The organism is Streptomyces sp. P13-3-3, assembly GCF_050571355.1.
Lineage (GTDB): Bacteria > Actinomycetota > Actinomycetes > Streptomycetales > Streptomycetaceae > Streptomyces > Streptomyces althioticus.
Window position 1 is genome coordinate 3214510 of sequence record NZ_CP192228.1, and the last position, 26126, is coordinate 3240635.

Below are 26126 nucleotides of genomic sequence, written 5' to 3' on the forward strand. Positions count from 1 at the left end.
CCGGTCACCCGGGGCCGTCGCCGTTCTTCTGCTCGTAGAGCTCGAACCAGATGCTCTTGCCGCGGCCGCGCGGGGCGACGCCCCAGGTGTGGGCGAGGAGCTCGATCAGCAGCAGGCCGCGGCCCGAGGACGCCAGCTCGCCCGGGCGCCGCGGATGCGGGAGATCGTCTCCGGAGTCGGTGACCTCCACCCGGATACGGCGGCCGTCGCCGCCGTCCGTGACCTCGGCGAGCAGCAACGCGTCGGAGTCGGTGTGCACCAGCACGTTGGTCAGCACCTCCGACAGCAGCAGCACCGCCGAGTCCACCTGGTCCGGCGAACCCCAGTCGTGCAGCAGCTCGCGCAGCTGCTGCCGGGCGACGGACACCCGCTCCGGCTCGGCCTGCGCCACCGTGAGCGCCGTGCGGCGCACCGGGGGCGGGGGCGTGTCCTCCGCGCCGCAGCCGCAGTCGGCGCCCTGCCGGGTGAGCAGCAGCAGCGCTATGTCGTCCTCGCGGCGGTCGGCCAGCGGCCCGGTGGTGTGGTGCGACGAAGGGCCGTGCACCGCCTGCACCAGCGCGTCGGCCAGCTCCTCCTGCGTGCCGCGGTGCCGCTCGAGAATGTCCCGCAGTCGCTGCCAGCCGGTCTCCAGGTCGTGTCCGCCGGTCTCGATCAGCCCGTCCGTGCAGATCAGCAGCGTCTCGCCGGGCTCCAGGATCAGCCGGGTGGTCGGGTAGTCGGCGTCCGGGTCGATGCCCAGCGGCAGCCCGCCCTGCGCCGACCGGGTCAGCACCGTCCCGTCGGCCATCCGGATGACCGGCTCGGGATGCCCGGCGCGGGCCACCTCCAGCACTCCGGTCGCCGGGTCGACCTCGGCGTACAGACAGGTCGCGAAACGCAGATCGGTCGAGTCCTCGCCGATGCCGTGCAGGAAACGGGAGGCGCGGGACAGCACGGCGTCCGGCCGGTGTCCCTCCGAGGCGTACGCCCGCAGGGCTATCCGCAGCTGTCCCATCAGCCCCGCCGCCCGTACGTCGTGCCCCTGCACGTCACCGATGACCAGCGCGAACCGTCCTCCCCCGGACCTCGTCCCGGAGGCGCCCCCGGGCAGCGGGATCACGTCGTACCAGTCACCGCCCACCTGGAGGCCGCCGCCGGTCGGCACGTAGCGGGCGGTGACGTCCATGCCCGGGATGCCCGGCCCGAGCTTCGGCATCATCGTGCGCTGGAGCCCCTCGGTGAGCTCCTTCTCGGTCTCCGCCGTGCCCGCGCGGGACAGCGCCTGGGCCAGCATCCGGGCCACCGTGGTCAGCACGGACCGCTCGTCGGGGGTGAAGGCGACCGGGTAGGCGAAGGCGGCCAGCCAGGCGCCCATGGTGCGGCCGGAGGCGGTCAGCGGCAGGAACGCCCAGGACTGGCGGCCGAAGCGCTGGGCGAGCGGCCAGGTGAGCGGGTAGCGCGCCTTGTACTCGTCCGGGGAGGAGATGTAGACCGCGCGGCCGGTGCGCACCACCTCGGCGGCCGGGTAGTCGGTGTCGAGCGGCATGTAGAACGGGCTGTCGGCGCCGGGCTCGTGCCCGTGGTGGCCGATGATCGTGAGCCGGTCGCCCTCCACGCCGAACACGGCCAGGCCGTCCGGGGTGAACCCCGGCATGGAGAGGTTGGCGGCGACCCGCAGCACCTCCTCGGTGGAGCGCGCCTCGGCCAGGGCGCGGCCGGCGTCGAGCAGGAACGCCTCTCGGGAGCGCCTCCAGTCGCCGGTGACCGCGCTGCGTGCGGCGGGTGTGCCCGGCGCCGGCTCGGTCACCTCCTGGAGGGTCCCGGTCAGGACGTACGCCTTGCGCTCGGGCTCGTAGGAGGGCTTGGAGCGGCTGCGGACGACGCGGACGACGTTGTTCTGGTCGTCCATGATCCTGATACGCACCTCGGCGAGGGTGCCCTCCGCGACGGCCAGCTGGATGATCCCGGTGATCTCGTTCCAGTCGACGGGGTGGAAGCGGGCCCGGACCTGCGCCTCCGTGAGGGTGGCCGGTTCGGCGGACAGCCCGAGCAGCCCTGCTGCGACGGCATCGACCGTGACCTCTCCGGATGCGGTGTCCCAGTGCCACACGCCGGTTCCGAGGGCGGCGAGGACGTCCCCCAGGGCGGGCAGGGGCTCACCAGTGCGCATTGCACCACTTTAGGAAGATGCTCCCGGAAACTTCCACCCATGTCGTTTGGCCGACCCCTTGGATGACCTTGACCGGCCCCCGCGAAAGGGCGGAGCGGTGATCTTGGCCCGGCCGGTAGGCTTGGGGGGAGTTTCACGTGAAACAACGACCCCGATCCGCGAAGGCTGGATGAACGACGATGCATCGGTACAGGTCCCACACCTGCGGCGAGCTCCGCGCCTCTGACGTCGGCACCGACGTCCGGCTGAGTGGCTGGCTGCACAATCGGCGCGACCTGGGCGGCATCCTCTTCATCGATCTGCGCGATCACTACGGGATCACCCAGCTGGTGGCCCGTCCGGGCACCGAGGCGTACGAGGCGCTCGACAAGCTCTCCAAGGAGACCGTGGTCCGCGTCGACGGCAAGGTCGTCTCGCGTGGTGCGGAGAACGTCAACCCCGACCTGCCGACCGGCGAGATCGAGGTCGAGGTCTCCGCGGTCGAGGTGCTGGGCGAGGCGGCCCCGCTGCCCTTCACCATCAACACCGAGGACGGTGTCAACGAGGAGCGGCGCCTGGAGTACCGCTTCCTCGACCTGCGCCGCGAGCGCATGCACCGCAACATCATGCTGCGCACCCAGGTCATCTCGGCGATCCGCCAGAAGATGACCACCCTGGGCTTCAACGAGATGACCACGCCGATCCTGTCCGCGACCTCCCCCGAGGGCGCGCGCGACTTCGTGGTCCCGTCCCGTCTGAACCCGGGCAAGTTCTACGCGCTGCCGCAGGCCCCGCAGCAGTTCAAGCAGCTGCTGATGATCTCGGGCTTCGACCGCTACTTCCAGATCGCGCCCTGCTTCCGTGACGAGGACGCCCGCGCCGACCGCTCGCCGGGCGAGTTCTACCAGCTCGACGTCGAGATGAGCTTCGTCGAGCAGGAGGACGTCTTCCAGCCGATCGAGAAGCTCATGACCGAGCTGTTCGAGGAGTTCGGCAACGGCCGTCACGTCACCTCGCCGTTCCCGCGGATCCCGTTCCGCGAGGCGATGCTGAAGTACGGCTCCGACAAGCCGGACCTGCGCGCCCAGCTCGAGCTCGTCGACATCACCGACATCTTCGAGGGCTCGGAGTTCAAGGCGTTCGCCGGCAAGCACGTGCGCGCCCTGCCGGTGCCGGACGTCTCCGGCCAGCCGCGCAAGTTCTTCGACCAGCTGGGCGACTACGCGGTCTCGCAGGGCGCGAAGGGCCTCGCCTGGGTGCGCGTCGGCGAGGACGGCTCGCTGACCGGCCCGATCGCGAAGTTCCTCACCGAGGAGAACGTCGCCGAGCTGACCAAGCGGCTGGCGCTGGCCCCCGGCCACGCGGTCTTCTTCGGCGCGGGCGAGTTCGACGAGGTCTCGAAGATCATGGGCGCGGTCCGCGTCGAGGCCGCCAAGCGCGCCGGCCACTTCGAGGAGAACGTCTTCCGCTTCTGCTGGATCGTCGACTTCCCGATGTACGAGAAGGACGAGGAGACCGGCGCGATCGACTTCTCGCACAACCCCTTCTCGATGCCGCAGGGCGGCCTTGAGGCCCTGGAGAACCAGGACCCGCTGGACATCCTGGGCTGGCAGTACGACATCGTCTGCAACGGCGTCGAGCTGTCCTCCGGCGCGATCCGGAACCACGAGCCCGAGATCATGCTCAAGGCGTTCGAGATCGCGGGCTACGACCGTGAGACGGTCGAGGAGAAGTTCGCCGGCATGCTCCGCGCGTTCCGCTTCGGCGCCCCGCCGCACGGCGGCATCGCCCCCGGCGTGGACCGCATCGTGATGCTCCTCGCCGACGAGCCGAACATCCGCGAGACGATCGCCTTCCCGCTCAACGGCAACGCCCAGGACCTGATGATGGGCGCGCCGACGGAGCTGGAGGAGGCGCGGCTGAAGGAACTGCACCTGTCGGTGCGGAAGCCTCAGCCGAAGTAGTCCGCGACGTAGACGAAGGGCCCGGAACCTGACCGGTTCCGGGCCCTTCGCCTTGCTCAGAACAGGTCGACGGACTCCTTGAGCACCCCGGCGAACGCACCGTAGGCGGCACACCGGACGGAGTGCCGCCGCCGGCGGCGCCGGGCGAACCCGACGGCGAGAAACACCGCGAAGACGCCGCAGACCACGACCCCCGCGACCGGGCCGACGAAGGCGGACGCGAGCCCCGCGACACCGCCCCAGAGGGCGACCGGCACCAACGACCCGCGCAACAGCGTCCGGAACGGAATGGGCCGCGCGCCCGCGGGCAGCACACCCTGGTGGAACACCTCGATGTGATTCCGCGTGACGCAGTGCTCGGGGCGCATGCCGGACATTCGATCACCGGAGGCGAGGGATCAGGAAGAGGCGGTGTCGTCCTCGCCGCTGAAGAGGTCCTCGGCCTTGGAGACCGTCAGGGAGCGGTCGAACCAGGTGGTGAGGGTGTCGAGGTCGGTGCAGCCGGTGATGCGCTCGCGCGCATCGTCCGAGACGACAAGCCCACGCACCTTCAGCGCGTGCAGGATGTCTTCCGCCTTGCCTTCCGCCTTCCCCTCCAGGTACTTCTCCTCGAAGAGCGTCCCGTGTCCCGGGAAGTGGGTGACGACGTTCTGCATCAACTTCCTCCAACTTGCCTTGGCCGAAGTGGACTCCAGCCCGACTTCCACGACTTCGAACCAGTACCGCGTGACGTCCGGCTCGAAGGACACGAGTCCGCGGGCGACCGCTTCCAGTATGGCCGCGGACCGCTTGCTCTGGCTGTGCACGATGGCCGAGAGGGCGGCGAGGGCGGGTTGCTGGGCCACCACCGCCTCGTCGGTGACCTCCGGGACCGTTTGCGGTCCCAGCACGAAGGGCCGGGTGATCTGCGTGGTCCACGGGCCGACCGAGCACTCGAAGGGGCCCATGGCCCATGCGGCCGTCGAAGGGTCGCGGCACACGGCGACCAGCAGGACCGGCAGGTCGTACTTGGCGCGCAGATACGAGACGTAGTACGCCCAGTTCCTGGCCTTCTCAGGATCCTTCTTCGTCTGGGCCTCGACGGCCAGGACGAAGTGTTCTCCCATGTCGGGCTCGAACATGAGCACCGTGTCGGCGCGGCGCTCCATCGGACGGATCTCGGTCGTGTCCGGGGAGAGCTCGTGGAAGTCCGTCTTCGCCGGCGGCGGCAGCCCCAGTGCCTCGAAGACGGGGGCGAGCGCCTCCGGGTGCTCCTGGAAGAGCCGGTGGGAGGCCTCGTGGGTGGCGGTGACCATGAGCGGCACGGTAGGGCGCTCATGGTCCCGCGTCGGCTGCTACTCCGGTGTGTTCACCCGTTCGAGGGTGGAAGGAACGTTCCCGCCGGTCAGCGGGCGACGAACTGGGTGAGGATGGCCTGGACCTCGTAGATGTCGACGCCCTTCGTGAAGGTCTTCTGGATCGGGGTCGGGGAGCTGGAGATCCAGATCTTCAGTTCGGCGTCGAGGTCGAAGTGGCCCGCGGTCTCCACGGCGAAGTGGGAGATGCTGCGGTACGGGATCGAGTGGTACTCGGTCTTCTTGCCGGTGATGCCCTGCTTGTCGACCAGGATCAGTCGGCGGTCCGTGAACAGGATCGTGTCGCGTATCAGCAGGAACGCCGCGTGCACCTGCTCGCCGTGGCCCAGGAGCCGGGCGTAGTCCTGCTGGGCCTTGGCCGGGTCGACGGTGTGCGCGTTGCCGAAGAGTGCCATGGTTCGGGTTCCCCCCACGTGTGGTCGTTCGTTCCTCACGCGATCTTCGCAAAGGGTGCGGCCCCGGGAGAAGCGTCGTGTTCTCCCGGGGCCGTCCTGTAGCGCGCGTGTTACGCGGGACGGTGGGACGTGAGCGACTGCGTGCCCAGGACCGACAGCAGGCGGAGCTTCTCCGCGGCCTCGCTGCCCGGTTCCGCCGAGTACACGAGGATGCGCAGGTCGTTGCCCTCCACGCGCAGCACGTCGCAGTCCAGCGTCAGCGCGCCCACGTCGGGGTGGTCGATCGTCTTGACGGAGGACTCCACGCGGCCCACGGCCCCCGAGTCCCACAGTTCGGCGAACCGGTCGCTGCGCGCCCGCAGTTCGTCGATCAGTTCGCGCAGCCGCAGGTCGGCCGGGTAGCGGCCGGCCACGGACCGCAGTTCCGCGACCACGCGCGTCTCGAAGTCCCGGAGCTCCTCGGGCGTGCGCCGGATCCGGCCGGGCGGGCCGAGGAAGTGGTTCCAGACCCGGTTGCGTGCGAAGCCGCGCAGGGCGGACGGGTCGCCCATCAGCGCCGCGTACATCGGGTTGGCCACCAGCAGGGTCATCGCCGCGTCCAGGACGACGACCGGGGTGTCGACGAGGCGGTCGAGGAGCCGCTGCACGCTGGGCGTGAGATAGCAGGGCACCGTCTCAGGCCCGGGAGGGGCGAGCCCCGCCAGCAGGAACAGGTGGGCGCGTTCGTCCGGGTCCAGCCGCAGGGCGCGGGCCAGCGCCTCGACGACCTGGGACGAGGGGCTGGTCGCGCGGCCCTGTTCGAGACGGACGATGTAGTCGACCGAGATGCCGGCCAGCATGGCCAGCTCCTCCCGCCGCAGCCCCGCCGCCCGCCGCCGTCCGCCTTGCGGCAGACCGGCCGACCGCGGGGAGACCCGGTCGCGCCAGCGGCGCAGCGCCCGCCCCAGCTCCGTCGTCGCCATGTCTCCAGTGAACCGCGCGGCAACGGCGCGTGCCTGGTACCGCGAGTCCCAGGAAAAGGAGGCGCCTGGCTGCCCCGGCGGGGCGGAGTGACAGTGAAGCCATGAGTACGACACTGATCACCGGGGCCAACAAGGGCCTCGGATTCGAAACCGCCCGCCGCCTCGTCGAGGCGGGTCACACCGTCTGGGTCGGCGCCCGGGACGCCGAGCGGGGCCGTCAGGCAGCCGAACGCATCGGGGCGCACTTCGTCCAGCTCGACGTCACCGACGACGCCTCCGTGGAAGCGGCCGTGAAGACCGTGGAGGCCGAGGGTGGCCTCGACGTCCTGGTCAACAACGCCGGCGTCGAGCCCCGCGGCGAGGGCAACGCGATCCCCAAGGGCGAGGACACCACCGTCGAGGAGATGCGCACCGCCTTCGAGACGAACGTCTTCGGCGTCGTCCGGGTCACCCACGCCTTCCTGCCGCTGCTGCGCCGGTCTCCCGCGCCGGTCGTCGTGAACGTCAGCAGCGGCCTGGCGTCCCTGACCCGGCTGTCCGACCCCGAGTCGTTCGCGCACTTCTACCCGGCGATCGCCTACCCGGCGTCCAAGGCCGCGGTCAACATGATCACCGTGCAGTACGCGAAGGCGCTGCCGGACTTCCGGGTGAACGCCGTGGAGCCGGGCTTCACCAGGACCGACCTCAACGGCAACACCGGCACCCAGAGTGTCGAGGAAGGCGCGGAGATCATCGTCCGTATGGCGGCCGTCGGCCCCGACGGGCCCACGGGGACCTTCAGCGATCGCAGCGGACCTCTGCCCTGGTGACACCACCGGCGACGGCGCACAAGGGCGAAAGGCCCGGGAACGCGGAGTTCCCGGGCCTTTCGGTGTGCGTGGTGCGTGTTACGCGGTGGGCTTCTCCTCCAGGCGGGGGAAGAGGACCGCGCCCTTGGTGACCGTGGAGCCGGCGGGGAGGAGGCCCCAGGTGGCGGACTCCTGGACCTTCTGGTCGGCGAGGGCGCCCAGGGCGGGCTCCGCGCCGAGGGAGTCCCACAGCTTCTGGGAGGTCTCCGGCATCACCGGGTTGAGCAGGACGGCCACCGCGCGGAGCGACTCCGCGGCCGTGTAGAGGATCGTCGCCAGGCGGGCCTTGCCCTCCGGCGAGTCGTCCTTGGCGACCTTCCAGGGCTCCTGCTCGGTGATGTAGCCGTTGACCTGCTTCACGAAGTCGAAGACCGCCAGGATGCCGCCCTGGAAGTCCAGCTCCTCGCCGATCTTCCGGTCCGCCTCCGCGACCGCCTTCGCCAGGCCCTCGTGGATCGCCTTCTCCGCGTCGCCGTCGGCCGTCGCGGCCGGCAGCTCGCCGCCGAAGTACTTGCCGACCATCGCCGCCACGCGGGAGGCGAGGTTGCCGTAGTCGTTCGCCAGCTCGCTGGTGTAGCGGGCGGAGAAGTCCTCCCAGGAGAAGGAGCCGTCCTGGCCGAAGGCGATCGCGCGCAGGAAGTACCAGCGGTACGCGTCCACGCCGAAGTGCGAGGTCAGGTCCTGCGGCTTGATGCCGGTCAGGTTCGACTTGCTCATCTTCTCGCCGCCGACCATCAGCCAGCCGTTCGCGGCGACCTTCCCGGGCAGCGGGAGGCCCTGCGCCATCAGCATGGCCGGCCAGATGATCGCGTGGAAGCGGAGGATGTCCTTTCCGACCAGGTGCACGTCGGCGGGGAACGTCGACTCGAACTTCTCCGGGTTCTCGTTGTAGCCGACGGCCGTCGCGTAGTTCAGCAGCGCGTCGACCCACACGTAGATGACGTGCTTGTCGTCCCACGGGACCTTGACGCCCCAGTCGAACGTCGAGCGGGAGATGGAGAGGTCCTGCAGGCCCTGGCGGACGAAGTTCACGACCTCGTTGCGCGCGGACTCGGGCTGGATGAAGCCCGGGTTGGCCTCGTAGTGCGCGAGCAGCTTCTCGCTGTACTCGCTGAGCTTGAAGAAGTAGTTCTCCTCGCTGAGGATCTCCACCGGCTTCTTGTGGATCGGGCACAGCTTCTGGCCGGCGTAGTCGCCCTCGCCGTCGAGCAGCTCGCCGGGGAGCTTGTACTCCTCGCAGCCCACGCAGTACGGGCCCTCGTAGCCGCCCTTGTAGATCTCGCCCTTGTCGTACAGGTCCTGCACGAACTCCTGGACGCGGTCGGTGTGCCGCTTCTGCGTGGTGCGGATGAAGTCGTCGTTCGCGATGTCGAGGTGCTCCCACAGGGGCTGCCAGGCCTCCGTGACGAGCTTGTCGGCCCAGGCCTGCGGGGTGACCCCGTTCGCCTCGGCCGTGCGCATGATCTTCTGACCGTGCTCGTCCGTGCCGGTGAGGTACCACACCTTCTCGCCACGCTGGCGGTGCCAGCGGGTGAGCACGTCGCCTGCGACGGTCGTGTAGGCGTGGCCCAGGTGAGGAGCGTCGTTGACGTAGTAGATGGGGGTCGTGACGTAGTACGCCTTCGCCCCCTGCTTCTCTGATCCAGTGGCCGCCATGGTCGAAATCCTACTGGTCCCGGGGAGATCGACTCACACGCGTTTCGGGGGGTGGACGGGGGTGGCGGACGGGTTCCGTCCGTGCCTCCCCGTCCACCCCCCGGGTGGCGAGCGTGGTGATTCCTACGGGCGCCAGTTCGCCAGTACGCCCTCGTACAGCTCCTTGTCCGTGAGCTCGCGCGGCGTGGGGCCCGCGTGGAAGAAGGCCGTGTTGTCCGTCTTGAGCTTGCGGAGGTAGTCGAACGCCTTGTTGTCGTGCTCGCCGAAGGCGACGAAGGAGAAGAACACGTCGGGGTGGTTCTCCGCGGCCTCGGTGAGGGCCTTGGTGGCCGGGGTCTTCGCGTCGGGGGCGCCGTCCGTCTGGAAGATCACCAGGGCGGGGGTGCCGGCGGGCTCCTTCGCGTGCTGCTCGAGGACGGCCTCCACGGCCGCGTGGTAGCTCGTACGGCCCATCCGGCCGAGGCCCGCGTGCAGCTCGTCGATCTTGTTCTCGTGGTCGGTGAGGGTCAGCTCGCCGGTGCCGTCGAGTTCGGTGGAGAAGAAGGTGACGTGGACGGTGGCGTCGGTGTCGAGGTGCGCGGCCAGGGCCAGGGTCTGCTCGCCCAGGGCCTGGGCGGAGCCGTCCTTGTAGTACGGGCGCATGGACGCGGAGCGGTCGAGGACGAGGTGGATCTTGGCGCGGGCGCCGGTGAGGTTGTTCTTGGCGAGGACGGTGCCGGCTGCCTTGTAGGCGGTGGTGAGGGGGGTGTTGCGGAGGGCGGAGGCGGGGGTGGCGGGGCCCTGTGCGTCGGTCTCGGCCTCGGCCTCGGCTTCGCCTTCGGCCGGGTTTTCGTTCCCACCCGCACCACCCGTGCGGGTCTCGTCGTCGGGTGCGGGTGGCCCCTGTGGGGCCTGCTCGCCGTCGGCGGCCGCGGGGGTCGCCTCCGACGCGGGTTCGGCCTCCGGCGCCGGTTCCTCCTTCGCCTCGGGCTCGGAGGTCACCTCGGGCTCGGACGCGGCCTTCGGCTCGGGCTTCGCCTCCGGCTTCGGCGTGGCGGTGGCCTCGGCATCCGGCGCGGACGCGGCCTTCGCTTCCGGCTTCGCCTCGGCAGTGGCCTTGGGCTCGGCCTCGGCAGCCGCCTCCGGTTCCGGGGCCGCTTCCGACGCGGCCTCGGCAGCCGCCTTCGGCTCCGGGGCCGGCTCCGGCTGCACCTCAGGCCCGGCCTCGGCATCCGCGTCGGCCTTCGGCTCAGGCCCGGCCTCGGTATCCGCGTCGGCCTTCGGCTCGACCTCGGCCTCAGGCTTGGCCTCCGACTTCGCCTCGGCCTTCGGCTTGGCTTCCGGCGCAGGCTTGGCCTCGGCTGCGGGCTCGGCCTTCGGCTCGGCAGTGGCCTCGGCCTCAGGCTCGGCTTCCGGCGCAGGGTTGGCCTCGGCTGCGGGCTTGGCTTCCGGCGCAGGGTTGGCCTCGGGCTCTGCCTCGGCCTCGGCCTCAGGCTTGGGCTCCGGCTCAGGAGTCGAATCCTGCTCGGCCTCGGTCTCACCCGCGGGCTCAGCGGTCGGTTCCGGCTTGGCCTCGACAGCCGGTTCCTGAGCCGCTTCGGGGGTCGAGTCCGGGGTGGCCTCAGCCTCGGGCTTCTTGGCCTCCGGCCCGTCGGCCTTCGGCTCCGCCGTCTCCGGCGCCGTCTCCGGCGCCGCCTTCGCCTTGGGCGTCTCCTCCGGGGCCGGAGGCGTCTCGGACTCGGCGTCGGAAGCCTTCGGCTTCTTCTCCGTCTCCGACGACTGCGCGGGCCGGGAGACCTCCACCTTGTCGAACGCCGACCTCACCAGGTCGTGTTCGTCGCTTTCGCGTTGTTCCGGGACCGTCGCGGTGGCGGACGGGTCGGGCGTCGTCGGGGCCGCCGTCTCCGTCGCCTCGGCGGCCGGCGCCGCACCCTCCGCTTCGGCGGACTTCGCTTTACGTGACCGGCCGAACGCGTTCCGCAGGAGAGTGAGAATGCCCATGTGCGCAACCCTTCGCGTGAGTTGATGCCCGTCAAACCCTGGCCAGGACGGACACGTAAGGTTAGCGGCCCTTGGGGGCGATCTTGGGCAGGGTGGGATGTGCGGGATCGTATCTGTCAAGGGCGTGATCCGGCCTGTGTGGGGTCGATGTTCCGCTCCGGCGTACGCCCGTGATGCCGTTCCGGGTTCACCCGCCGTTCACTCCCGCGCCCGGTCGCCGCACCCGCGGGCTCCTACGGTCGCGCTGACACCCCGGGCACGCCAAGGAGAGAACACGTGCGCAAGCTGCTGCCGTTGATCGGAACGCCGTCCGGCCCGCACCCCGCCGGCCGGTCCGCCCTGACCTGCCGTTTCCGGTGTGGTGACGCCTGTTTCCACGAGGTGCCCAACACCAGTGACAACGAGTACGTCGGTGACGTCGTCGCCGGCGCCCTCAGCCGCCGTTCGGTGATGCGGGCCGCCGCCGTGGTGACCGTCGCCGCCGCAGGCGCCGGCGCGGCCGGTGTCGCCGCCGCGCCGCAGGCGGAAGCGGCCCCGGCCGCGCACGGACGGCCGCATCCGCACAAGGGCGCACGCGGCCTCCGCTTCACCCCCGTCCCGCCCAACACCCGTGACGCCGTCACCGTGCCGGACGGCTACCGGCAGAACGTCGTCATCCGCTGGGGCGAGCCCGTCCTGCGCGGCGCGCCCGCCTTCGACCCCGAGCGCCAGAGCGCCCGCGCGCAGGCCGGACAGTTCGGCTACAACTGCGACTTCCTGGCGCTGCTGCCGCTGAAGGGCGAGCGGAACCGGCAGTTGCTGGTCGCCAACCACGAGTACACCGACGAGATCCTCATGTTCCGGGACTACGACCCGGAGAACCCGACGCGCGAGCAGGTGGAGATCGCCTGGGCCGCGCACGGGCTCGCCGTCGTCGCCGTGGAGGAGGACCGCGGGAACGGCCGGCTCACGGCCATGAGCCGGCACCACCTCAACCGGCGGCTCACCGCCACCTCCGAGTTCCGGCTCACCGGCCCCGCCGCCGGGTCCGACCTGGTGAAGACCTCCGCCGACCCCACCGGCACCCGCGTGCTCGGCACCCTCAACAACTGCTCCGGCGGCACCACCCCGTGGGGCACCACCCTGCACGGCGAGGAGAACTTCAACCAGTACTTCGCTAACGGCGGCAGCGCCACCGACAAGCGGTACGGGATCGGCACCGGCGCGACCGAGCGCAAGTGGGAGCGGTTCGACAAGCGGTTCGACCTCGCGCAGGAGCCGAACGAGGCGCACCGCTTCGGCTGGGTCGTCGAACTCGACCCGTACGACCCGCACTCCACGCCCCGCAAGCACACCGCGCTCGGCCGGTTCAAGCACGAGGCGGCGACCGTGCGGCTCACGCACGACGGGCGGCCGGTCGTCTACTCGGGCGACGACGAGCGGTTCGACTACTTCTACAAGTTCGTCGGCAGCAAGCGGATGCGGCACGGCAACAGCCGCGCGGCCCGCGAGCACAACCTGTCCCTGCTCGACGAGGGCACCCTCTACGTCGCGAAGCTGACCGGAGACTCGCCCGCGATCGAGATCGACGGCACGGGCAAGCTGCCGAGGGACGGCGAGTTCGACGGCAGCGGCGAGTGGATCCCGCTGGCCACCGCCACCGCGCACGGCGCCGTCTCGCACGTGGAGGGCATGACCGCCGAGGAGGTCTTCGTCTTCACGCGGCTCGCCGGCGACAATGTGGGCGCCACCAAGATGGACCGGCCCGAGGACATCGAGCCGAACCCCGTCACCGGCAAGGTGTACGTCGCGCTGACCAACAACTCCAGCCGCGGCACGGGCGCCAACCCCAAGGCCGACGAGGCCAACCCGCGCCACGCCAACAAGCACGGCCACGTCCTGGAGCTCACCGAGCGGTGGAACCGGCCGGAGAGCACCCGCTTCGCCTGGTCGCTGTTCCTCGTCGCGGGCGACCCGGAGGACCCGTCGACCTACTTCGCCGGGTTCCCGAAGGACGCCGTCAGCCCGATCTCCTGCCCGGACAACGTCGCCTTCGACGCGCACGGCAACCTGTGGATCTCCACCGACGGCAGTGCCCTCGGCTCCCACGACGGCCTCTTCGGCGTCGCCACGCGCGGGGAGCGGCGCGGTGAGCTGAAGCAGTTCCTGACCGTGCCGACGGGCGCCGAGACCTGCGGCCCCGTCGTGCAGGACCGACGGGTGCTGGTGGCCGTGCAGCACCCGGGCGAGGTGGACGGGGCGTCCGTGGCGCGTCCCGCCAGCACCTGGCCCGACGGTCCCGGCTCGTACGTCCGTCCGGCGGTCGTCGCGGTGTGGCGCGCGGACGGGCGGGACATCGGCGTCTGACGGCGGACCGGTGACGGCCGGGGGTCGCTCAGGCCCCCGGCACCAGTTCCTCCAGCCACTCGCGGTACGCGGGCGCCTGCCGGGCGACCTCCTGGTAGGCGTCCGCCAGGTGCGGGTAGACGCCCTCCAGCTCGGTGTCCGTACGCGCCGCCAGCAGCAGCCGTACGCCCAGCGGGTCGCCGGCGATGCGGCGGACGGCCGTGTCGGGGCGGGAGGGGGAGGTCGGCTGGCAGACGGTGACGACCTCGCCGATCGCGACCAGGGACGCCGCCGTGTGGTAGTCGCCGTGCAGCACGGGCGGGTCGATCCCCGCCTCGCGCAGCATGCGCCGTACCGCGTCCCACTCGCCGTCGACCGCGGGGTCGATCATCCAGCGGTCGTGGGACAGGTCGGAGAGGTCGACGACCGGGCGGGCCGCGGCCGGGTGGTCGGCGGGCAGGGACACGAACTGCGGTTCGCGCGCGATGAGGACGCGGGTGCGCAGCCCGTCGGGCACGCGCAGCGGGCAGCCCTCCACCTCGTGCACGAACGCCACGTCGAGCTGGCCGTCGGCGACCATGCGCAGCAGGGCGTTGGCGGAGACGTCCATGTGCAGGGTGGGTTCCTGCCAGTGCCGGCGCAGGCGGCGCAGCCAGCCGGCCAGCGCGCGGCTCGCGGTGGAGCCGAGGCGCAGTTGGCGGCCGCCGAGGGCGGCGGCGCGGGCCTCGGTGACCAGGGAGCGCAGCTCGGTGACGAGCGGGCGGGCGCGGCTGAGCACCAGCCGGCCCAGTGGGGTGGGGCGGCAGCCCGTGCGCGCGCGGACGAACAGGGCACCGCCCAGCTCCTGTTCGATGCGCCGCAGCTGCGTGCTCAACGAGGGCTGGGCCACGCCGAGCTGGCGTGCGGCCCGGTGCAGGCTGCCCGTGTCGGCGATCGCGCACAGTGCCCTGAGGTGCCGGACCTCAAGCTCCATGTCCTGGGAGGGTAAGCGGGAAGTTCAGGTTTCACCAGACACCCAAACCCCGCCTGTGCAGGCGTAGTCGGGCGTCTGCGACACCGGATCCCGGGTGGTGTGCGGCACATGGCCGGACCCGGGCGATAGCGCGGTCCTATCACCGGTTGCCATCATCACAGCCGCCGTACGGGCGCGGACACTCACCGGTGACACGTGACTCACCCCCCACCGAAGGAGTCATCGATGCGCCTGCGCATGCCCCTGTCCGTGCTGTCCGCGGCCGGTCTGAGCCTGACCGCGCTCGGTCTGGGCGCCGCCCCGGCCGGCGCCGCCGAGGCCCCCCTCGCACCCGCCGGCTCGTACGCCACGTACGCCGGTTCGTCCGAGGAGGCCGCGGCCAACCGCGCGTTCTTCGAGGCCGTGCTGAAGTCCGTCGCCGAGAAGCGTGCCGCCGACCCCACCGGCGCCGCCGCGGTCACCGTCGTCTACAACGCCTCCCAGGCGCCGACGTTCGCCAGCCAGATAGCCCAAAGCGCCTCGATCTGGAACAGCTCGGTCTCCAACGTGAGACTGCAGTCGGGCACCTCGGGCGCCGACTTCTCGTACCGCGAGGGCAACGACTCGCGCGGTTCGTACGCGTCGACCGACGGTCACGGCCGCGGCTACGTCTTCCTCGACTACGCCCAGAACCAGACCTACGACTCGACGCGGGTCACCACGCACGAGACCGGTCACGTGCTGGGTCTGCCGGACAACTACTCCGGTCCGTGCAGCGAGCTGATGTCCGGCGGCGGCCCCGGCCCGTCCTGCACCAACGCCTACCCGAACTCGGCCGAGCGGTCGCGGGTGGACCAGCTGTGGGCCAACGGCTTCGCCGCCGCGCTCGACAAGGCGGAGAAGGCGCTGGAGAAGTCCGGCCGCTGATCCGCGCGTGTCCCGTCCGGTGCGGGCCGTCCCCTCCGCGGGGGCGGCCCGCACCGCCGTGTCACCGGCCGGCGTGCAGGGTGAGGTCGACCAGGACCGCGCGGTGGTCGCTGTCACCGAGGCCGAGGAAGCGGGCGCGGTCCGCGGCGAACTCCTCGGAGACCAGGATGTGGTCGATCTGCGCGCCGAACGCCGGGGCGGTGCGGGCGGGCCAGGTCGGCGTGCGGTCGGCGCCGTCGAGACGGGCCGCGTCGCGCAGTCCCGTGTCGAGGATGCGGCGGAACGCGGCGTGGTCCTGGGAGGCGTTGAAGTCACCGGCGAGGACGGTCGGCACGTCGCGTGCGGCCCGTGCCGCGTCGCGGAGCCCGGCCAGCTCCCGCTGCCACACCGGCACCTGGTCGGGGAACGGCGGCACGGGGTGCGCCAGCAGCAGACGTACGGTGCGGCCGCCGACGTCGGCGGTGGCGCCGGGCATGCCCATCGTGCCGGGGACCGGCGGGGTGGGGGTGAGCGGGAGACGGCTGAGGATGACGGAGCCCTTGGAGCCGTCGCCGTCGACGGCGCTGCGGTGCGGGTGGGTCGCGGACAGGCCGCGCTCCAGGACGGCGCCGCAGCGTCGGTCGCACTCCTGGACGAAGACGAGGTCCGGCTTCTCACGGCGTACGGCGTCGACGAGCGGGCCGGTCGCCCTGCCGTACTCCACGTTCGCGGTCAGCACCCGCAGCTGGGCGACGGGCGGGCCGGCCGGGTCGTCCGTCTTGCCGTACGGCTCGACGTACCAGGCCAGCAGCCCGAGCAGGGCGACGCCCCACACGGCGCCGGTCCACCGGCGGGCCCGCAGGGTGAGGAGGAGGCCGACGGCGGTGGGGAGCAGCAGCCAGGGCAGGAACGCGAGGAGCTGGGGTACGGGGGTGACGGCGTCGGTGTCGGCCGCGCGGCAGCCGACGACCACGCTCACGCCGGCGAACAGCAGGGCGGCGAGCCAGGCGCCTGGACGCCGCGGCCGTGCGGCCCCGTCCCCCGCAGTCTCCAAAGTCGCCGCCTCCTGTCGAACGGGTTCGGGTCCGATCTTGCCTCAGGCGGCACCTGGGCAGCGCGCCTTGCCCTTGGCGGCAACTCGCCTGCCTAAATCCGCCGTCCGCCGGCTGCGGGCCGTGGGGGCTGGTCGCGCAGTTCCCCGCGCCCCTGGGGCGGCTGGGCTGGGGGCATCGTGGCGCTGGGGCGACGGGGGTGGGCGCGGGCACCTGTGCAGCGTGCCTTGGTTGGACTTGCGTCCTTAGCGGTAACCCGTCTGCCGGGAGATGCCGTGTGCCGGCTGCGGGCCGTGGGGGGGGGTGTTCGCGCAGTTCCTCGCGCCCCTGGGGCGGCTGGTCCGGGGGCATCGTGTCGCTGGTGCGACGGGGGGCGCGGGCACCTGTGCAGCGTGCCTTGGTTGGACCTGCGTCCCTAGCGGTAACCCGTCTGCCGGGAGACGCCGTGTGCCGGCTGCGGGCCGTGGGGGGCTGGTCGCGCAGTTCCCCGCGCCCCTGGGGCGCTGTCCGGTTCGGGGGTGCCGTGCTTGCGGCGGAAGGCGGAGCAGGTCAGGGCGACTGCCGCCCCCACGGCGAGGAGCGACCAGGACGCCGTCCACAGGGTGCCCGTGAGGGCGTCGTAGACCGCGCCGGCCGCCGGCCGGTGGACGTCGTCCGGGAGGTCGGCCAGGGTCAGCCGACGACCGGCCGCGACCGCCAGGGCGAGGAGGGCGCCACCCAGCGCTGCCCCCAGCCCGGCAGCGATGAGGACGCGGCGGCGGGACGCGGCGCTCGCGACGCCGGTCACGGCGAGGACGACGGCCGTGAGGGGCAGCCACAGGGCGGCGGCGTCCATCAGCCGGTACCCCTGGCGCAGCCCGGCCACTTCCTCGGCGGGGACCACGGGGATGTCGGTGTGCTCGACGGGGATGCGGTGGGCGTAGGGCATGTGGTCGGCCTCGAGCCGCTGCTTGACCTGTGCGGTGACGGGGGCGAGGTCGACGGTGACGGGTCCGGCGGAGGGCGCGTCGTCGCGCAGGGCGTCCAGCACCGCGTCGTGGAGCGCGCGGTTCCCGGCCTCCCACGCGGTGCGGAATGCGTCCGTACGGGTGAACGATTCGATGGCGTCCCGGACGAAGGGGCCGACGGAGGTGTCGTCGGCGGTCCGTGTCTGCAGTTCCCGTACGACCTCGTCGCCGACGGCGTCCGCGACGGCCTCGCGTACGGCGGGGTCGGCGGCGAGGGGGGTCATGGTGCGGACGTAGCGGCCGGTGTCGGCGAGGCCGAAGGCGGCCCAGGTCGCGAGGATGCCGAGGGGCATGAGCAGGCAGGCGACGGCGACGCATGCCGCGCCGATCCTGTCCCGCACCCGTTGGGTGCCGCTCCCCGAAGCCACGTATTCAGGCAACCTGCCTGGTCCCGCGGACGCGAGCGGGGCACCCCCGAACGGGGAGGCGTCCAGGGGCGCGGGGAACTGCGCGATCAGCCCACGACGGGCTGCAGTCGGTAGACGGCGCTACCAGGCAGACGGGTTGCCGTCACGGGCGCGGGTCCAGGCAAGGCGCGCTGCAGAGGTGCCGCCTGCGCCCACCCTCCCCCACTCTCGGCTTCGCTCGAGCGGGAGGTACCCCCATCGCCCCAAGCGGCACGACTGCCCGCAGGCGGCCGGGGCACCCCCGTCACCCGGGCGGCACGACGCCCGCAGGCCAGGCGCCCTAGGGGCGCGGGGAACTGCGCGATCAGCCCACGACGGGCTGCAGTCGGCGCACGACGGTTTCCAGGCAGACGGGTTGCCGTCACGGGCGCGGGTCCAAGCAAGGTGCGCTGCAGAGGTGCCGCCTGCGCCCACCCTCCCCCACTCTCGGCTTCGCTCGAGCGGGAGGTACCCCCATCGCCCCAAGCGGCACGACTGCCCGCAGGCGGCGGGGGCGTCGCACGAACCGCCTTACTCCCGGCGGTGCCCCTCCGCGTCTTCCTTCGTGTAGTAGCGGTAGAACAGCAGCAAGAACGTGCCGACCATCACCCCCACCCCCAAGGCGACCGAACGGTAGATGCTGCCGTTGGACTGGCTGAAGAGGAAGCCGACCGCGATGCCCGCGAAGGCGGCCCACGCCACGGCGTGGAGGCCGCGGTGGAGTTTCGGGGCGACCGTGAGCAGGGTGACGAGGACGACGGCGAAGACGAGCGCGGTGAGGAAGCCGAACAACAGGTTCCAGCCGGTGATGGGACCGCCGTAGCGCCGGTTCGCCGCGGCCCAGAAGCCGTAGATCAGCGCCGCGAGGACGGGCAGGACGATCCGGGCCGCGCGATGGGTGCGGGCGTCGAAGACGTCGGTGGTGCGGCCCTGTTCGATCATGCCCCGGTTCCGGGGCGCAGCGTGCGCCATGGGAGCACTCCTTCCTCCGTCCCCCGTTCATCCAGGGCACACCTGCCGGGCCCCCGCGGCAACTCGATCGCCCGAGGGAGGCGCAGGGAGGAAACCCCGGTGGGAGGGGATGCGCCCGTCACGGGCGCGTGTTTCGCTGGGGCCGTGAGTCCGGCCACCACAGGACACGCCCTGCCCGAGCCGTACCCGACGGCCGGGCCGGGTGACGTCATGGAGCGCCAGAAGCTGCTGCGCGTGGGAGGCCGCAGTGTCTCCTGGGTGCCTCCGCTGCTGCTGCTCGTGGCGATCGCGGTGGCCGACTACAACACCACCGGTGAGTTCCGGATCATCTCCTGGATCGTGCTGGTGCCGGGCATCGCGGCCGCGCTGTGCGGGGTGTGGGGCACGGCGGTGTTCGCGGTGCTGTCGATGGGCGCGTACACCGTCGTCGACAACGCCTGGCCGCACCAGTTCCAGGCGGGTCTGCCCGACTTCATCCTGGTGGCCCTCGGCGGCGTCCTCGCCACGGCGGCGTGCGCGGTGCGGGTGCGCGGGGAGCGGCGGGCGCTGCACATGCGGGACGTGACGGACACGGTGCGGCGCACCGTGCTGCGGCCGCTGCCGCCCGGCTGGGGCGGCCTGGAGCACGCGGGCGTCTATCTCACCGCCGACGCCCAGGCCCGGGTCGGCGGCGACTTCTACGACATCCAGCCGGGACCGCACGGCACCCGCGTCTTCGTCGGGGACGTGCAGGGCAAGGGCCTTGGCGCGGTGGAGACGGCGGCGGTGCTGCTCGGCACGTTCCGTGAGGCGGGGTTCCACGAGGGGGACCTGGCGGTGGTCGCCGACCGGCTGGAGGCGCGGATGGTGCGCCACCGCGCGTACACGACCGCCCTGGGGCGCGCGGACGGCGACCGGTTCGCCACGGCGGTGCTGCTCTCGTTCCCCGCGGACGAGGACGACGCCGTCGACACGGTCGTCTTCGGCCATGAGCCCCCACTGGCGGTGGGTCCGTCGGGGGTGCGGCGCCTGCCGGTGGCCGGGGGGCTGCCGCTCGGCTACCGCGACCTGGCGCCCGGCAGCCTCCCGGTGCGCCGGGTGCGTCTGGGCCTGGACGAGACGCTGCTGGTGGTGACGGACGGGGTGACGGAGGCCCGGGACCGGGAGGGGCACTTCTTCCAGGTCGCGGAGGAGGTGCGGCGGGCGGTGGCCGCCGACCCGCGGCTGATGGCCCCCGGCCGGCTGGTGCTGGTCGTACGGGACGGGACGCTGCGGCACTGCCGGGGGCATCTGGCGGACGACACCACGGTGTTCGCGGTGCGGCGCGGCAGGGACACGGGGGCCGGCGGCAGGGACACGGGGGTCGAACGTGGCGAAGGGGGACGTTCACCGCTGTGACGCCCCCGTTTGCGACCGCAGCGGTTACGGTGCTGCCGTGGGTGATCGACAGGGGGAGGGGACCATGCCCGGGACCGTGCTGCTGCTCGCGGCGTCGCCACTGGGCCGTGGGCGGCTGGTGGACGCGGCGTCCGTGCTCCCCGTGCTCGCGGCGGTGCCCCCGTCGGTGCTGTCCGGCGCGGACACCGCGAACGTCGTGGAGCTGGCCGACCCCCTGGAGCCGCAGGCGGTGCTGACCCGGCTGCGCGCGGCGGCCGCGGCGCCCGGCCCGCTGACGGTGTACGTGGCGGGGGAGCTGCGCCTGGACCGCAGGCAGCGGCTGCCGCACCTGGCGCTGGCCCGCACCACCCCGGCGACCGTGCGGTACACGGCGCTGCCCTGGCACTGGTTCCGGGACGAGCTGCGGCTGCGCCCGGCGGGCGCGACGACGCTGTTCCTCGATCTGCACGCCGACGCGGACACCTGGCGGGCGCTGTGCGAGCCGCCCGCGCCGGGCCGGCCGTTCCCGCTGGACTGCGGCCGTGACGCCGCCGTTTACGGTCGCATCGCACCCCCGCCGTCGCGGCGCGGTGTGGCGGCGCCGGCGTACATGAAGGCGCTGGCGACGCTGTTGCGCAGCGGGCGGCGGCTGCCGGACGAGGAGCTGCACCAGCGGACGCTGGCGCGGATCACGCCGGAGGGCGCGGGCACGGACCTGGTGCTGGCGCAGCGCGGTCCGCTGCCGGGTGATCCCCACGCGGCGGTCACGGCGGCCGTGCGCGCGGGACGGCACGCGGAGGCGGACGCGCTGGCCGCGCGCCTGGAGCAGGCGGCGGGGCTCGCGCACGGCCCGGTGTCGGAGGAGGCGCTGCACTGGACCGAGGTCCGCGCGGACCTGGCGATGCTGGCGGGCGACGCGGCGCGCAGCTGCGGTGCGTGGATGGCGCTGGCGGGCACCCGGCTGGCCGCCGGGCAGCCGGCCGACGCGCCCGCCGTGGAGGCGGCCGTGGACCGCGCGCACCACCAGTGGGGCCGGGTCGACGATCCGGTGCGGGTATGTGAACTGGGGATGCGGCTGGTGGAGTTGAGGAGCCGGGTGCCGGGGCGCCGGGAGGGGGCCGCGGAGCACGTGCGGCGCCGGTTGCGTGAGGTGCAGGGGCGCGGGGCGATGCCCGCAGGACACCTGCGTACGGACCCTCCCCAGGGAGCAACCGCAGTGCCATGATGGGGAGTTATGGCTGAGGGGGACGGAGTGGCCGACCAGGACATCTGCATACGGCTGGACGGGAACGCGACGGAGGGTGACGTCACCGCCCTGCGCAACTGGCTGGAGCGGGAGAAGCCGCTGGACGACCTGTTGCGGGACGGCAGGCTGCGGCTCTTCGAGAGGCCCGCGACCGACCGCGGCGGCGCGCCGATGGGGACCAGCCAGGAAATCATCATTGCCGTCACGTCGGCGGGCGCGACCGTGGTGTTCCAGGAACTGCTGGAGCAGGTCAGGAACGGTGTGCGGGCCTGGCGGGACAACCGCCGCCAGGTCGAGGACGGCGAACCGCCGCAGGGCAGAGTCGAACCGGTGAACCGCGACGACAGGTAGGCCGGTGCAGCCCGAGGACGCGGGGGAGCCGATGGACCGTGCGCTGCTGATCTGTGTGTCCGACTACCGCTACACGGAGCCCCCGCACGGGGTGTCGGGCAAGCTGCCGGCCGTGAAGAACAACCTGCCCGTGCTGCGCGAGGCGCTGGTGCGTGCGGGGGTGTTCACCCACGAGGACATCGTTCCGCTGTCGTCGCCGGACTTCGCCGAGGCGGCACGGAAGCTGCAACGGGTCGCCAGCGAGGCCAGCGGCCTGCTGCTGGTCTACTTCGCGGGGCACGGGGCGATCCCCAGCGGGGGCGACGAGCTGTATCTGCAGCTGTGCGACGCCCAGGTGTTCGCCGGCGAGCACACGGTGTTCAACGCCGCCGTGTCGTTCAGCGACCTGATGGGGACGGTGCTGGCCACGAGCCGCGCGGACCGCATCGTGGTGGTCCTCGACTGCTGCTTCGCGGGCAACGCGGCCCGCGTGTGGGAGCACTTCGAGGACAAGCGGCGCGTCGTGCTGCTGATGAGCGTGCAGGCCAACCACCGTATCGACGCGGGCGCCCCGGACACTCCCACGCCGTACACGGAGAACTTGGCGGAGCTGCTCGGCCGGGAGGGCGGCACGACCGTCTCCCGGCTCACCGCCCTGCTGCGGCAGCGCATGGCCGAGCAGAAGCGCCGCACCCTGCGCAACGAACCGTGGCAGCCGCAGCTGCGCGCCGACGCGGGCGCCGAGGTGACGCTGGGCAGGAAGGGCCCCGAGGTTCCGCTCCTGGTGCCGGGCGGTTCCGGCCCGGCGGGCCCGGGCCCCGACCCCGGCCCGCCGGGCCCCTCCCCGCGTCCGCGCCGCCGGCTGCCGGCGTGGACGGCGGCGCTGTGGCGGCGCCCGCGCGCCCTGGCGGCGACGTGGTCCCGTGCGCGGCGCCGGCGTCAGCACGCCCGCCGGGGCGCGGGCGGGGGGAAGCGGCCGTCCAGAGGCATCCTGCTCCGGTTCGCCCTGCCGGTGCTGGTCGCCCTCGGCATGCTCGGCGTCGGCCTGTACGGGCCGCTGGGCCTGGCCGGCGGGGACGACACCCACTGCGCCCCGCCGCTCGAACTGCGCGTGCTGACCGACCCGGACCTGGAGGACACCTTCCGCACGGCCGCCGACGCCTACCTCACCTCCGAGGCGAACACCACCGAGGCGGGCTGCCGGCGCACCGGCATCACCGTCTACAGCGCGGGCTCCTCCGACGTGGTCGAGGCGCTGCGCCGGCACACGGACGCCTGGAAGGAGCCCGGGGCCGACGAGGTCGACCCGCAGCGCGACATCGGCCCGCAGCCGGACGTGTGGATCCCCGCCTCCCGGGCCGAGGTCGACCGGGTGCTGGAGCAGCAGGACACGGACGCCGTCGCGGAGCTGGAGCCGGGGGAGCGGCCCCTCGCCCGCTCCCCCGTCGTGCTCGCCGTGCCGTCGCGCCTCGCGCCCGAGCCGCTGAACGAGGTCACCGGACGGCCCCTGACCGAGATGATCGAGGCGCTGACCGCGCGCGCCGAGGACACGGGCGTGCGCCGCCCCGACCCCGAGTTCACCGACTCCGGACTGCTCGCCACCGTCGGCCTGTACGGCGACACGGCGGCCGTGGCCCGCGGGGAGACCATGGTCCGGCAGCCGGGACCGCCCTCCCCCACGGCCGGCGATCTTCTGTGCGCCCTGCCCGAGGACGACGCCGTGGACGACCGCACCGCCGCGCTCGTGCCGGAGTTCCTGCTCATCAGCGGGGTCGACTGCGAGGGGACGGTCCGCGCCCCGCGCACCGCGCTGTACCCCGCCGACGTGCCCGGCATGGACCCGGTGTTCGTGCGGGTGCGCTGGGACGGCGGCGAGACCGACGCCACGGCCCGGGACGCGGCTGTGGCCTCCTTCCGCGACTGGCTGGCCGGCGAAGGCGGCGAGGAGGTGTTCGCCCGGTACGGGTTCCGTGACCCCGACAGCCTGGAGCCGATCGACGAGGACGTGGACCTCGACGTCGTGTCGTACGCGCCCAGCCCGCTCGACGCGTCGGCCGGGCGGGACGAGATGGAGCGGGCGCTCGGCGCCTACCAGGCGTACGGCGGTCCCGGACGGGTGCTGTTCCTGCTGGACAGCTCCGGTTCCATGGCCGGCCTGTGGGAGGGACCCAGCGGCGGACCCGGTCTGCTGCGGCAGACGCTGGGCGGTCTCGGCTCCGACGACGAGTACGGCGTCTGGGCGGTCGCCGACACCGGCGACGGCCCGTACGAGACGCTGCTCGGGTTCGGCAGGCACTGGCGGCGGGACGCCGAGGAGGCCGTCGACGAGCGGGCCCGGGTGCGCGACGCCTCGGCCGACCCGCACGCGGCGCTGCTCGCGGCGTTCGACGAGATGGAGGACCGGGGGGACGACGGCCGGCCCCAGATGATCGTGCACATCACCGACGGCCGGCACGGCACGTACCTGGAGGGCGGACGGCTGCGGGAGGTGCTGGACCGGGCCGGGGCGGGCGGGGTGCCGGTGACCGTGGCCGTCCTGGGGAGCGGAGGCTGTGACGAGGGCCGCCCGGACCAGCGGATCGCCGAGGTGAGCGGCGGGCGCTGCCTGGACGCGGGGGACGACGTGGGCGCCGCCCTGCACGACGAGATCGCCCGCATCGGAACGGGGGACGACTGATGCCGCGACGGCTCACCGCGCTGCTGGCGCTGCTGCTGCTCGCCGCCTGCACGGGCGGCGGGGGCGGGACGCCCGAACCGGCCGCCGAGGAGAAACCCGGCACGATCGTCGTGGCCAGCGGCCGGGACGTCACCGGCAGCAACGGCGTACGGCAGCGGCTCATCGACGCGTGGAACCGCGCGCAGCAGAAGGCGGGTTCCCAGTACCAGGCGCGGCTGGTGGAGCTGCCGGGCAGCGCCGACGAGCAGCGCAGTCAGCTGCTGGGCGCCCTGCAGTCCGGCAGCGCCCGGTACGACGTGGTGAACCTGGACGTGACCTGGGTGCCGGAGTTCGCGGAGGCCGGGCTGGTGCGGGCGCTGCCCGACGACCTCGTCGACGCGGACGTCATCGACCCGGTCGCGGAGACCGCCCGGTGGGACGGGAAGGTCTACGCGGTGCCGTTCAACAGCGACGTCGGCCTGCTGTACTACCGGGCCGACCTGCTGCGGAAGGCGGGAGTGGAGGAGCCGTACGTCCCGGAGGGCTTCACCTGGGAGCAGCTGCGCGGGCACATCACCACCCTGGACCACCGGCTCGGCGCCGAGGACTTCGCCAACGGCTGGACCACCCAGCTCGACCCGTACGAGGGCCGCACGGTCAACGCGATGGAGGCGTTCGCCACGGCGGTGCCCGGCCTGAGGCTGGTGGACGAGGACGGCCGCTACACGGGGGACGTGGAACAACTGCGGCGGGGCGTGCGGGAACTCGTACGCCGTGTCGACCCGGCGTACGTCTCCCCCGACGCGAAGAAGCACGACGAGGCGGAGTCGACCAGCGAGTTCACCGTGGGGCGTACGGCCTTCCTGCGCGCCTGGCCCTCCGCCTACCCGACGCTGTACCGGGCCTTCGGGAAGCGGCTGGGGGTCGCGCCGCTGCCCGGCCGGGCGGTGCTCGGCGGGCAGAACCTGGCAGTGACCACGACGTCCGAGCGGGCGCGGAAGGCGACCGAGCTGATCCGGTTCCTCACCGGGCGGCAGAGCGAACGCTGCCTGCTGGAGGCCGGGTTCGCGGCGACCCGTGGTTCGGCGTACGGCCGTTCGCCGCGGTGCCCCGCGGAGATCTCCGCCGCTCCCGCGCCGTCCCCGACGGGGGAGCCCGACGAGGTGCCGCGCGGGGACGGGGGACGTCCCGGGCTCTCGGACCTGAAGCTGAGGAAGGCGCTGGAGCGGGCCGTGCACCGCCCGAGGACACCGCTCTACGGCGCCTTCACACAGACCCTGATCACGCAGCTCGGCCCGCTCGTCGAGACGGGCTCGGCCGATGAGGACGAGCTGGACAGGACGGCGCGGCGCCTGGACGAGGCGCTGCGCAGGGCCCTGCCCGGCTGAGGTGTCTCCGTGGCCGTCGCCCTACCGCTCCGCGGCCTCCACCTCCGCCGGTGCGGTGGTCCGGGAGCCGGCGTCCGGGGCGGCCGCCTTGGCCGGGCCCGCGTTCGCCGCCAGGACCAGCGCCGCGACCGCGGCGAGAGCCGCGATGAAGCCACGGGCGTAACGCTCGGTGGGGCGGGTGCGTTGCAGCACGGCGACCTCGCAACAGCGACGGGTTAAGCAGAATTAATTCGCGGTTTAACCTAGGGGCTGTCCGACGCGA

21 protein-coding genes are annotated in these 26126 nt (G+C 72.7%); 9 read left to right on the forward strand and 12 right to left on the reverse strand.

All coding sequences use genetic code 11. The annotated features are described in order from the left end of the window. Positions 1-4: 4 nt before the first annotated feature. Complete coding sequence (locus ACQZOG_RS14650) at positions 5-2149, reverse strand: ATP-binding SpoIIE family protein phosphatase (protein WP_037640684.1); 2145 nt, start codon at positions 2147-2149, stop codon at positions 5-7. 179 nt (positions 2150-2328) lie between these two features. On the opposite strand from ACQZOG_RS14650, the gene aspS reads away from it, so the two are divergent. Further along, positions 2329-4092: an aspartate--tRNA ligase gene (gene aspS, locus ACQZOG_RS14655; RefSeq protein ID WP_033273179.1), complete on the forward strand. Its 1764-nt coding sequence runs from the start codon at positions 2329-2331 to the stop codon at positions 4090-4092. A 56-nt stretch (positions 4093-4148) separates the two neighbouring features. Here the strand turns inward: aspS and ACQZOG_RS14660 are convergent, their stop codons facing one another. The 4 genes from ACQZOG_RS14660 to ACQZOG_RS14675 form a co-directional block, all read right to left on the reverse strand. Next, positions 4149-4460 carry a hypothetical protein gene (locus ACQZOG_RS14660; RefSeq protein WP_193467855.1) on the reverse strand — a complete coding sequence of 104 codons (312 nt, stop codon included), beginning with the start codon at positions 4458-4460 and terminating at the stop codon, positions 4149-4151. Between the two features lie 30 nt (positions 4461-4490). Further along, positions 4491-5387 (reverse strand): hypothetical protein, encoded by an 897-nt coding sequence (locus tag ACQZOG_RS14665; protein WP_037643956.1) that lies wholly within the window; start codon positions 5385-5387, stop codon positions 4491-4493. 89 nt (positions 5388-5476) lie between these two features. Beyond that, positions 5477-5842: a PH domain-containing protein gene (locus ACQZOG_RS14670; RefSeq protein ID WP_019525900.1), complete on the reverse strand. Its 366-nt coding sequence runs from the start codon at positions 5840-5842 to the stop codon at positions 5477-5479. 110 nt (positions 5843-5952) lie between these two features. Beyond that, positions 5953-6804 carry a helix-turn-helix domain-containing protein gene (locus ACQZOG_RS14675; RefSeq protein WP_193467854.1) on the reverse strand — a complete coding sequence of 284 codons (852 nt, stop codon included), beginning with the start codon at positions 6802-6804 and terminating at the stop codon, positions 5953-5955. A gap of 101 nt (positions 6805-6905) precedes the next feature. Between ACQZOG_RS14675 and ACQZOG_RS14680 the strand changes: the two genes are divergently transcribed. Next, positions 6906-7613: an SDR family oxidoreductase gene (locus tag ACQZOG_RS14680; protein ID WP_230228877.1), complete on the forward strand. Its 708-nt coding sequence runs from the start codon at positions 6906-6908 to the stop codon at positions 7611-7613. A 78-nt stretch (positions 7614-7691) separates the two neighbouring features. Here the strand turns inward: ACQZOG_RS14680 and metG are convergent, their stop codons facing one another. Together metG and ACQZOG_RS14690 are read right to left on the reverse strand one after the other, a co-directional pair. Next, on the reverse strand, positions 7692-9308 hold the full coding sequence (metG, locus tag ACQZOG_RS14685; RefSeq protein ID WP_193467852.1) for a methionine--tRNA ligase: 1617 nt from the start codon (positions 9306-9308) through the stop codon (positions 7692-7694). Positions 9309-9431: 123 nt separating this feature from the next. Then, on the reverse strand, positions 9432-11288 hold the full coding sequence (locus tag ACQZOG_RS14690; protein WP_430741549.1) for a VWA domain-containing protein: 1857 nt from the start codon (positions 11286-11288) through the stop codon (positions 9432-9434). Positions 11289-11564: 276 nt separating this feature from the next. On the opposite strand from ACQZOG_RS14690, the gene ACQZOG_RS14695 reads away from it, so the two are divergent. Then, positions 11565-13634 carry a PhoX family protein gene (locus ACQZOG_RS14695; protein WP_058916437.1) on the forward strand — a complete coding sequence of 690 codons (2070 nt, stop codon included), beginning with the start codon at positions 11565-11567 and terminating at the stop codon, positions 13632-13634. Positions 13635-13662: 28 nt separating this feature from the next. Here the strand turns inward: ACQZOG_RS14695 and ACQZOG_RS14700 are convergent, their stop codons facing one another. Then, positions 13663-14586 (reverse strand): LysR family transcriptional regulator, encoded by a 924-nt coding sequence (locus tag ACQZOG_RS14700; protein WP_163090659.1) that lies wholly within the window; start codon positions 14584-14586, stop codon positions 13663-13665. A gap of 225 nt (positions 14587-14811) precedes the next feature. On the opposite strand from ACQZOG_RS14700, the gene snpA reads away from it, so the two are divergent. Further along, entirely contained in the window at positions 14812-15492 is a 681-nt protein-coding gene (snpA, locus tag ACQZOG_RS14705) for a snapalysin (RefSeq protein WP_033273172.1), read from the forward strand. Positions 15493-15553: 61 nt separating this feature from the next. Here the strand turns inward: snpA and ACQZOG_RS14710 are convergent, their stop codons facing one another. The 3 genes from ACQZOG_RS14710 to ACQZOG_RS14720 all read right to left on the reverse strand — a co-directional run bounded on the left by ACQZOG_RS14710 (position 15554) and on the right by ACQZOG_RS14720 (position 18888). Beyond that, on the reverse strand, positions 15554-16525 hold the full coding sequence (locus tag ACQZOG_RS14710) for an endonuclease/exonuclease/phosphatase family protein (RefSeq protein ID WP_058916438.1): 972 nt from the start codon (positions 16523-16525) through the stop codon (positions 15554-15556). A 413-nt stretch (positions 16526-16938) separates the two neighbouring features. Continuing rightward, the gene (locus ACQZOG_RS14715) at positions 16939-17898 is read right to left on the reverse strand and encodes a hypothetical protein (RefSeq protein WP_430741550.1); all 960 of its coding nucleotides are present in this window, start codon (positions 17896-17898) and stop codon (positions 16939-16941) included. 549 nt (positions 17899-18447) lie between these two features. Then, positions 18448-18888 (reverse strand): hypothetical protein, encoded by a 441-nt coding sequence (locus ACQZOG_RS14720; RefSeq protein ID WP_430741551.1) that lies wholly within the window; start codon positions 18886-18888, stop codon positions 18448-18450. Between the two features lie 144 nt (positions 18889-19032). Between ACQZOG_RS14720 and ACQZOG_RS14725 the strand changes: the two genes are divergently transcribed. From ACQZOG_RS14725 to ACQZOG_RS14745, 5 genes are all read left to right on the forward strand, one after another. Further along, positions 19033-20265, forward strand: coding sequence for a PP2C family protein-serine/threonine phosphatase (locus tag ACQZOG_RS14725; protein WP_193467848.1), 1233 nt, complete (start codon positions 19033-19035; stop codon positions 20263-20265). Between the two features lie 64 nt (positions 20266-20329). Next, positions 20330-21469, forward strand: a complete 1140-nt coding sequence (locus tag ACQZOG_RS14730) for a hypothetical protein (protein WP_403255396.1) — start codon at positions 20330-20332, stop codon at positions 21467-21469. A gap of 9 nt (positions 21470-21478) precedes the next feature. Beyond that, positions 21479-21841: a hypothetical protein gene (locus ACQZOG_RS14735; protein ID WP_203550481.1), complete on the forward strand. Its 363-nt coding sequence runs from the start codon at positions 21479-21481 to the stop codon at positions 21839-21841. A gap of 4 nt (positions 21842-21845) precedes the next feature. After that, positions 21846-24497: a vWA domain-containing protein gene (locus tag ACQZOG_RS14740; protein ID WP_359596513.1), complete on the forward strand. Its 2652-nt coding sequence runs from the start codon at positions 21846-21848 to the stop codon at positions 24495-24497. Beyond that, on the forward strand, positions 24497-25864 hold the full coding sequence (locus tag ACQZOG_RS14745; protein WP_033276600.1) for an extracellular solute-binding protein: 1368 nt from the start codon (positions 24497-24499) through the stop codon (positions 25862-25864). The genes ACQZOG_RS14740 and ACQZOG_RS14745 overlap by 1 nt, the downstream gene beginning before the upstream one ends. 21 nt (positions 25865-25885) lie before the next feature. Here the strand turns inward: ACQZOG_RS14745 and ACQZOG_RS14750 are convergent, their stop codons facing one another. Continuing rightward, positions 25886-26056: a hypothetical protein gene (locus ACQZOG_RS14750; protein WP_167338227.1), complete on the reverse strand. Its 171-nt coding sequence runs from the start codon at positions 26054-26056 to the stop codon at positions 25886-25888. Between the last annotated feature and the right edge of the window lie 70 nt (positions 26057-26126).

Coding starts and splice junctions, on each gene's coding strand:
- ACQZOG_RS14650 (WP_037640684.1), bottom strand. CDS start 2,149: ATGCGCACTGGTGAGCCCCTGCCCGCCCTGGGGGACGTCCTCGCCGCC.
- aspS (WP_033273179.1), top strand. CDS start 2,329: ATGCATCGGTACAGGTCCCACACCTGCGGCGAGCTCCGCGCCTCTGAC.
- ACQZOG_RS14660 (WP_193467855.1), bottom strand. CDS start 4,460: ATGCGCCCCGAGCACTGCGTCACGCGGAATCACATCGAGGTGTTCCAC.
- ACQZOG_RS14665 (WP_037643956.1), bottom strand. CDS start 5,387: ATGGTCACCGCCACCCACGAGGCCTCCCACCGGCTCTTCCAGGAGCAC.
- ACQZOG_RS14670 (WP_019525900.1), bottom strand. CDS start 5,842: ATGGCACTCTTCGGCAACGCGCACACCGTCGACCCGGCCAAGGCCCAG.
- ACQZOG_RS14675 (WP_193467854.1), bottom strand. CDS start 6,804: ATGGCGACGACGGAGCTGGGGCGGGCGCTGCGCCGCTGGCGCGACCGG.
- ACQZOG_RS14680 (WP_230228877.1), top strand. CDS start 6,906: ATGAGTACGACACTGATCACCGGGGCCAACAAGGGCCTCGGATTCGAA.
- metG (WP_193467852.1), bottom strand. CDS start 9,308: ATGGCGGCCACTGGATCAGAGAAGCAGGGGGCGAAGGCGTACTACGTC.
- ACQZOG_RS14690 (WP_430741549.1), bottom strand. CDS start 11,288: ATGGGCATTCTCACTCTCCTGCGGAACGCGTTCGGCCGGTCACGTAAA.
- ACQZOG_RS14700 (WP_163090659.1), bottom strand. CDS start 14,586: ATGGAGCTTGAGGTCCGGCACCTCAGGGCACTGTGCGCGATCGCCGAC.
- snpA (WP_033273172.1), top strand. CDS start 14,812: ATGCGCCTGCGCATGCCCCTGTCCGTGCTGTCCGCGGCCGGTCTGAGC.
- ACQZOG_RS14720 (WP_430741551.1), bottom strand. CDS start 18,888: ATGGCGCACGCTGCGCCCCGGAACCGGGGCATGATCGAACAGGGCCGC.
- ACQZOG_RS14730 (WP_403255396.1), top strand. CDS start 20,330: ATGCCCGGGACCGTGCTGCTGCTCGCGGCGTCGCCACTGGGCCGTGGG.
- ACQZOG_RS14735 (WP_203550481.1), top strand. CDS start 21,479: ATGGCTGAGGGGGACGGAGTGGCCGACCAGGACATCTGCATACGGCTG.
- ACQZOG_RS14745 (WP_033276600.1), top strand. CDS start 24,497: ATGCCGCGACGGCTCACCGCGCTGCTGGCGCTGCTGCTGCTCGCCGCC.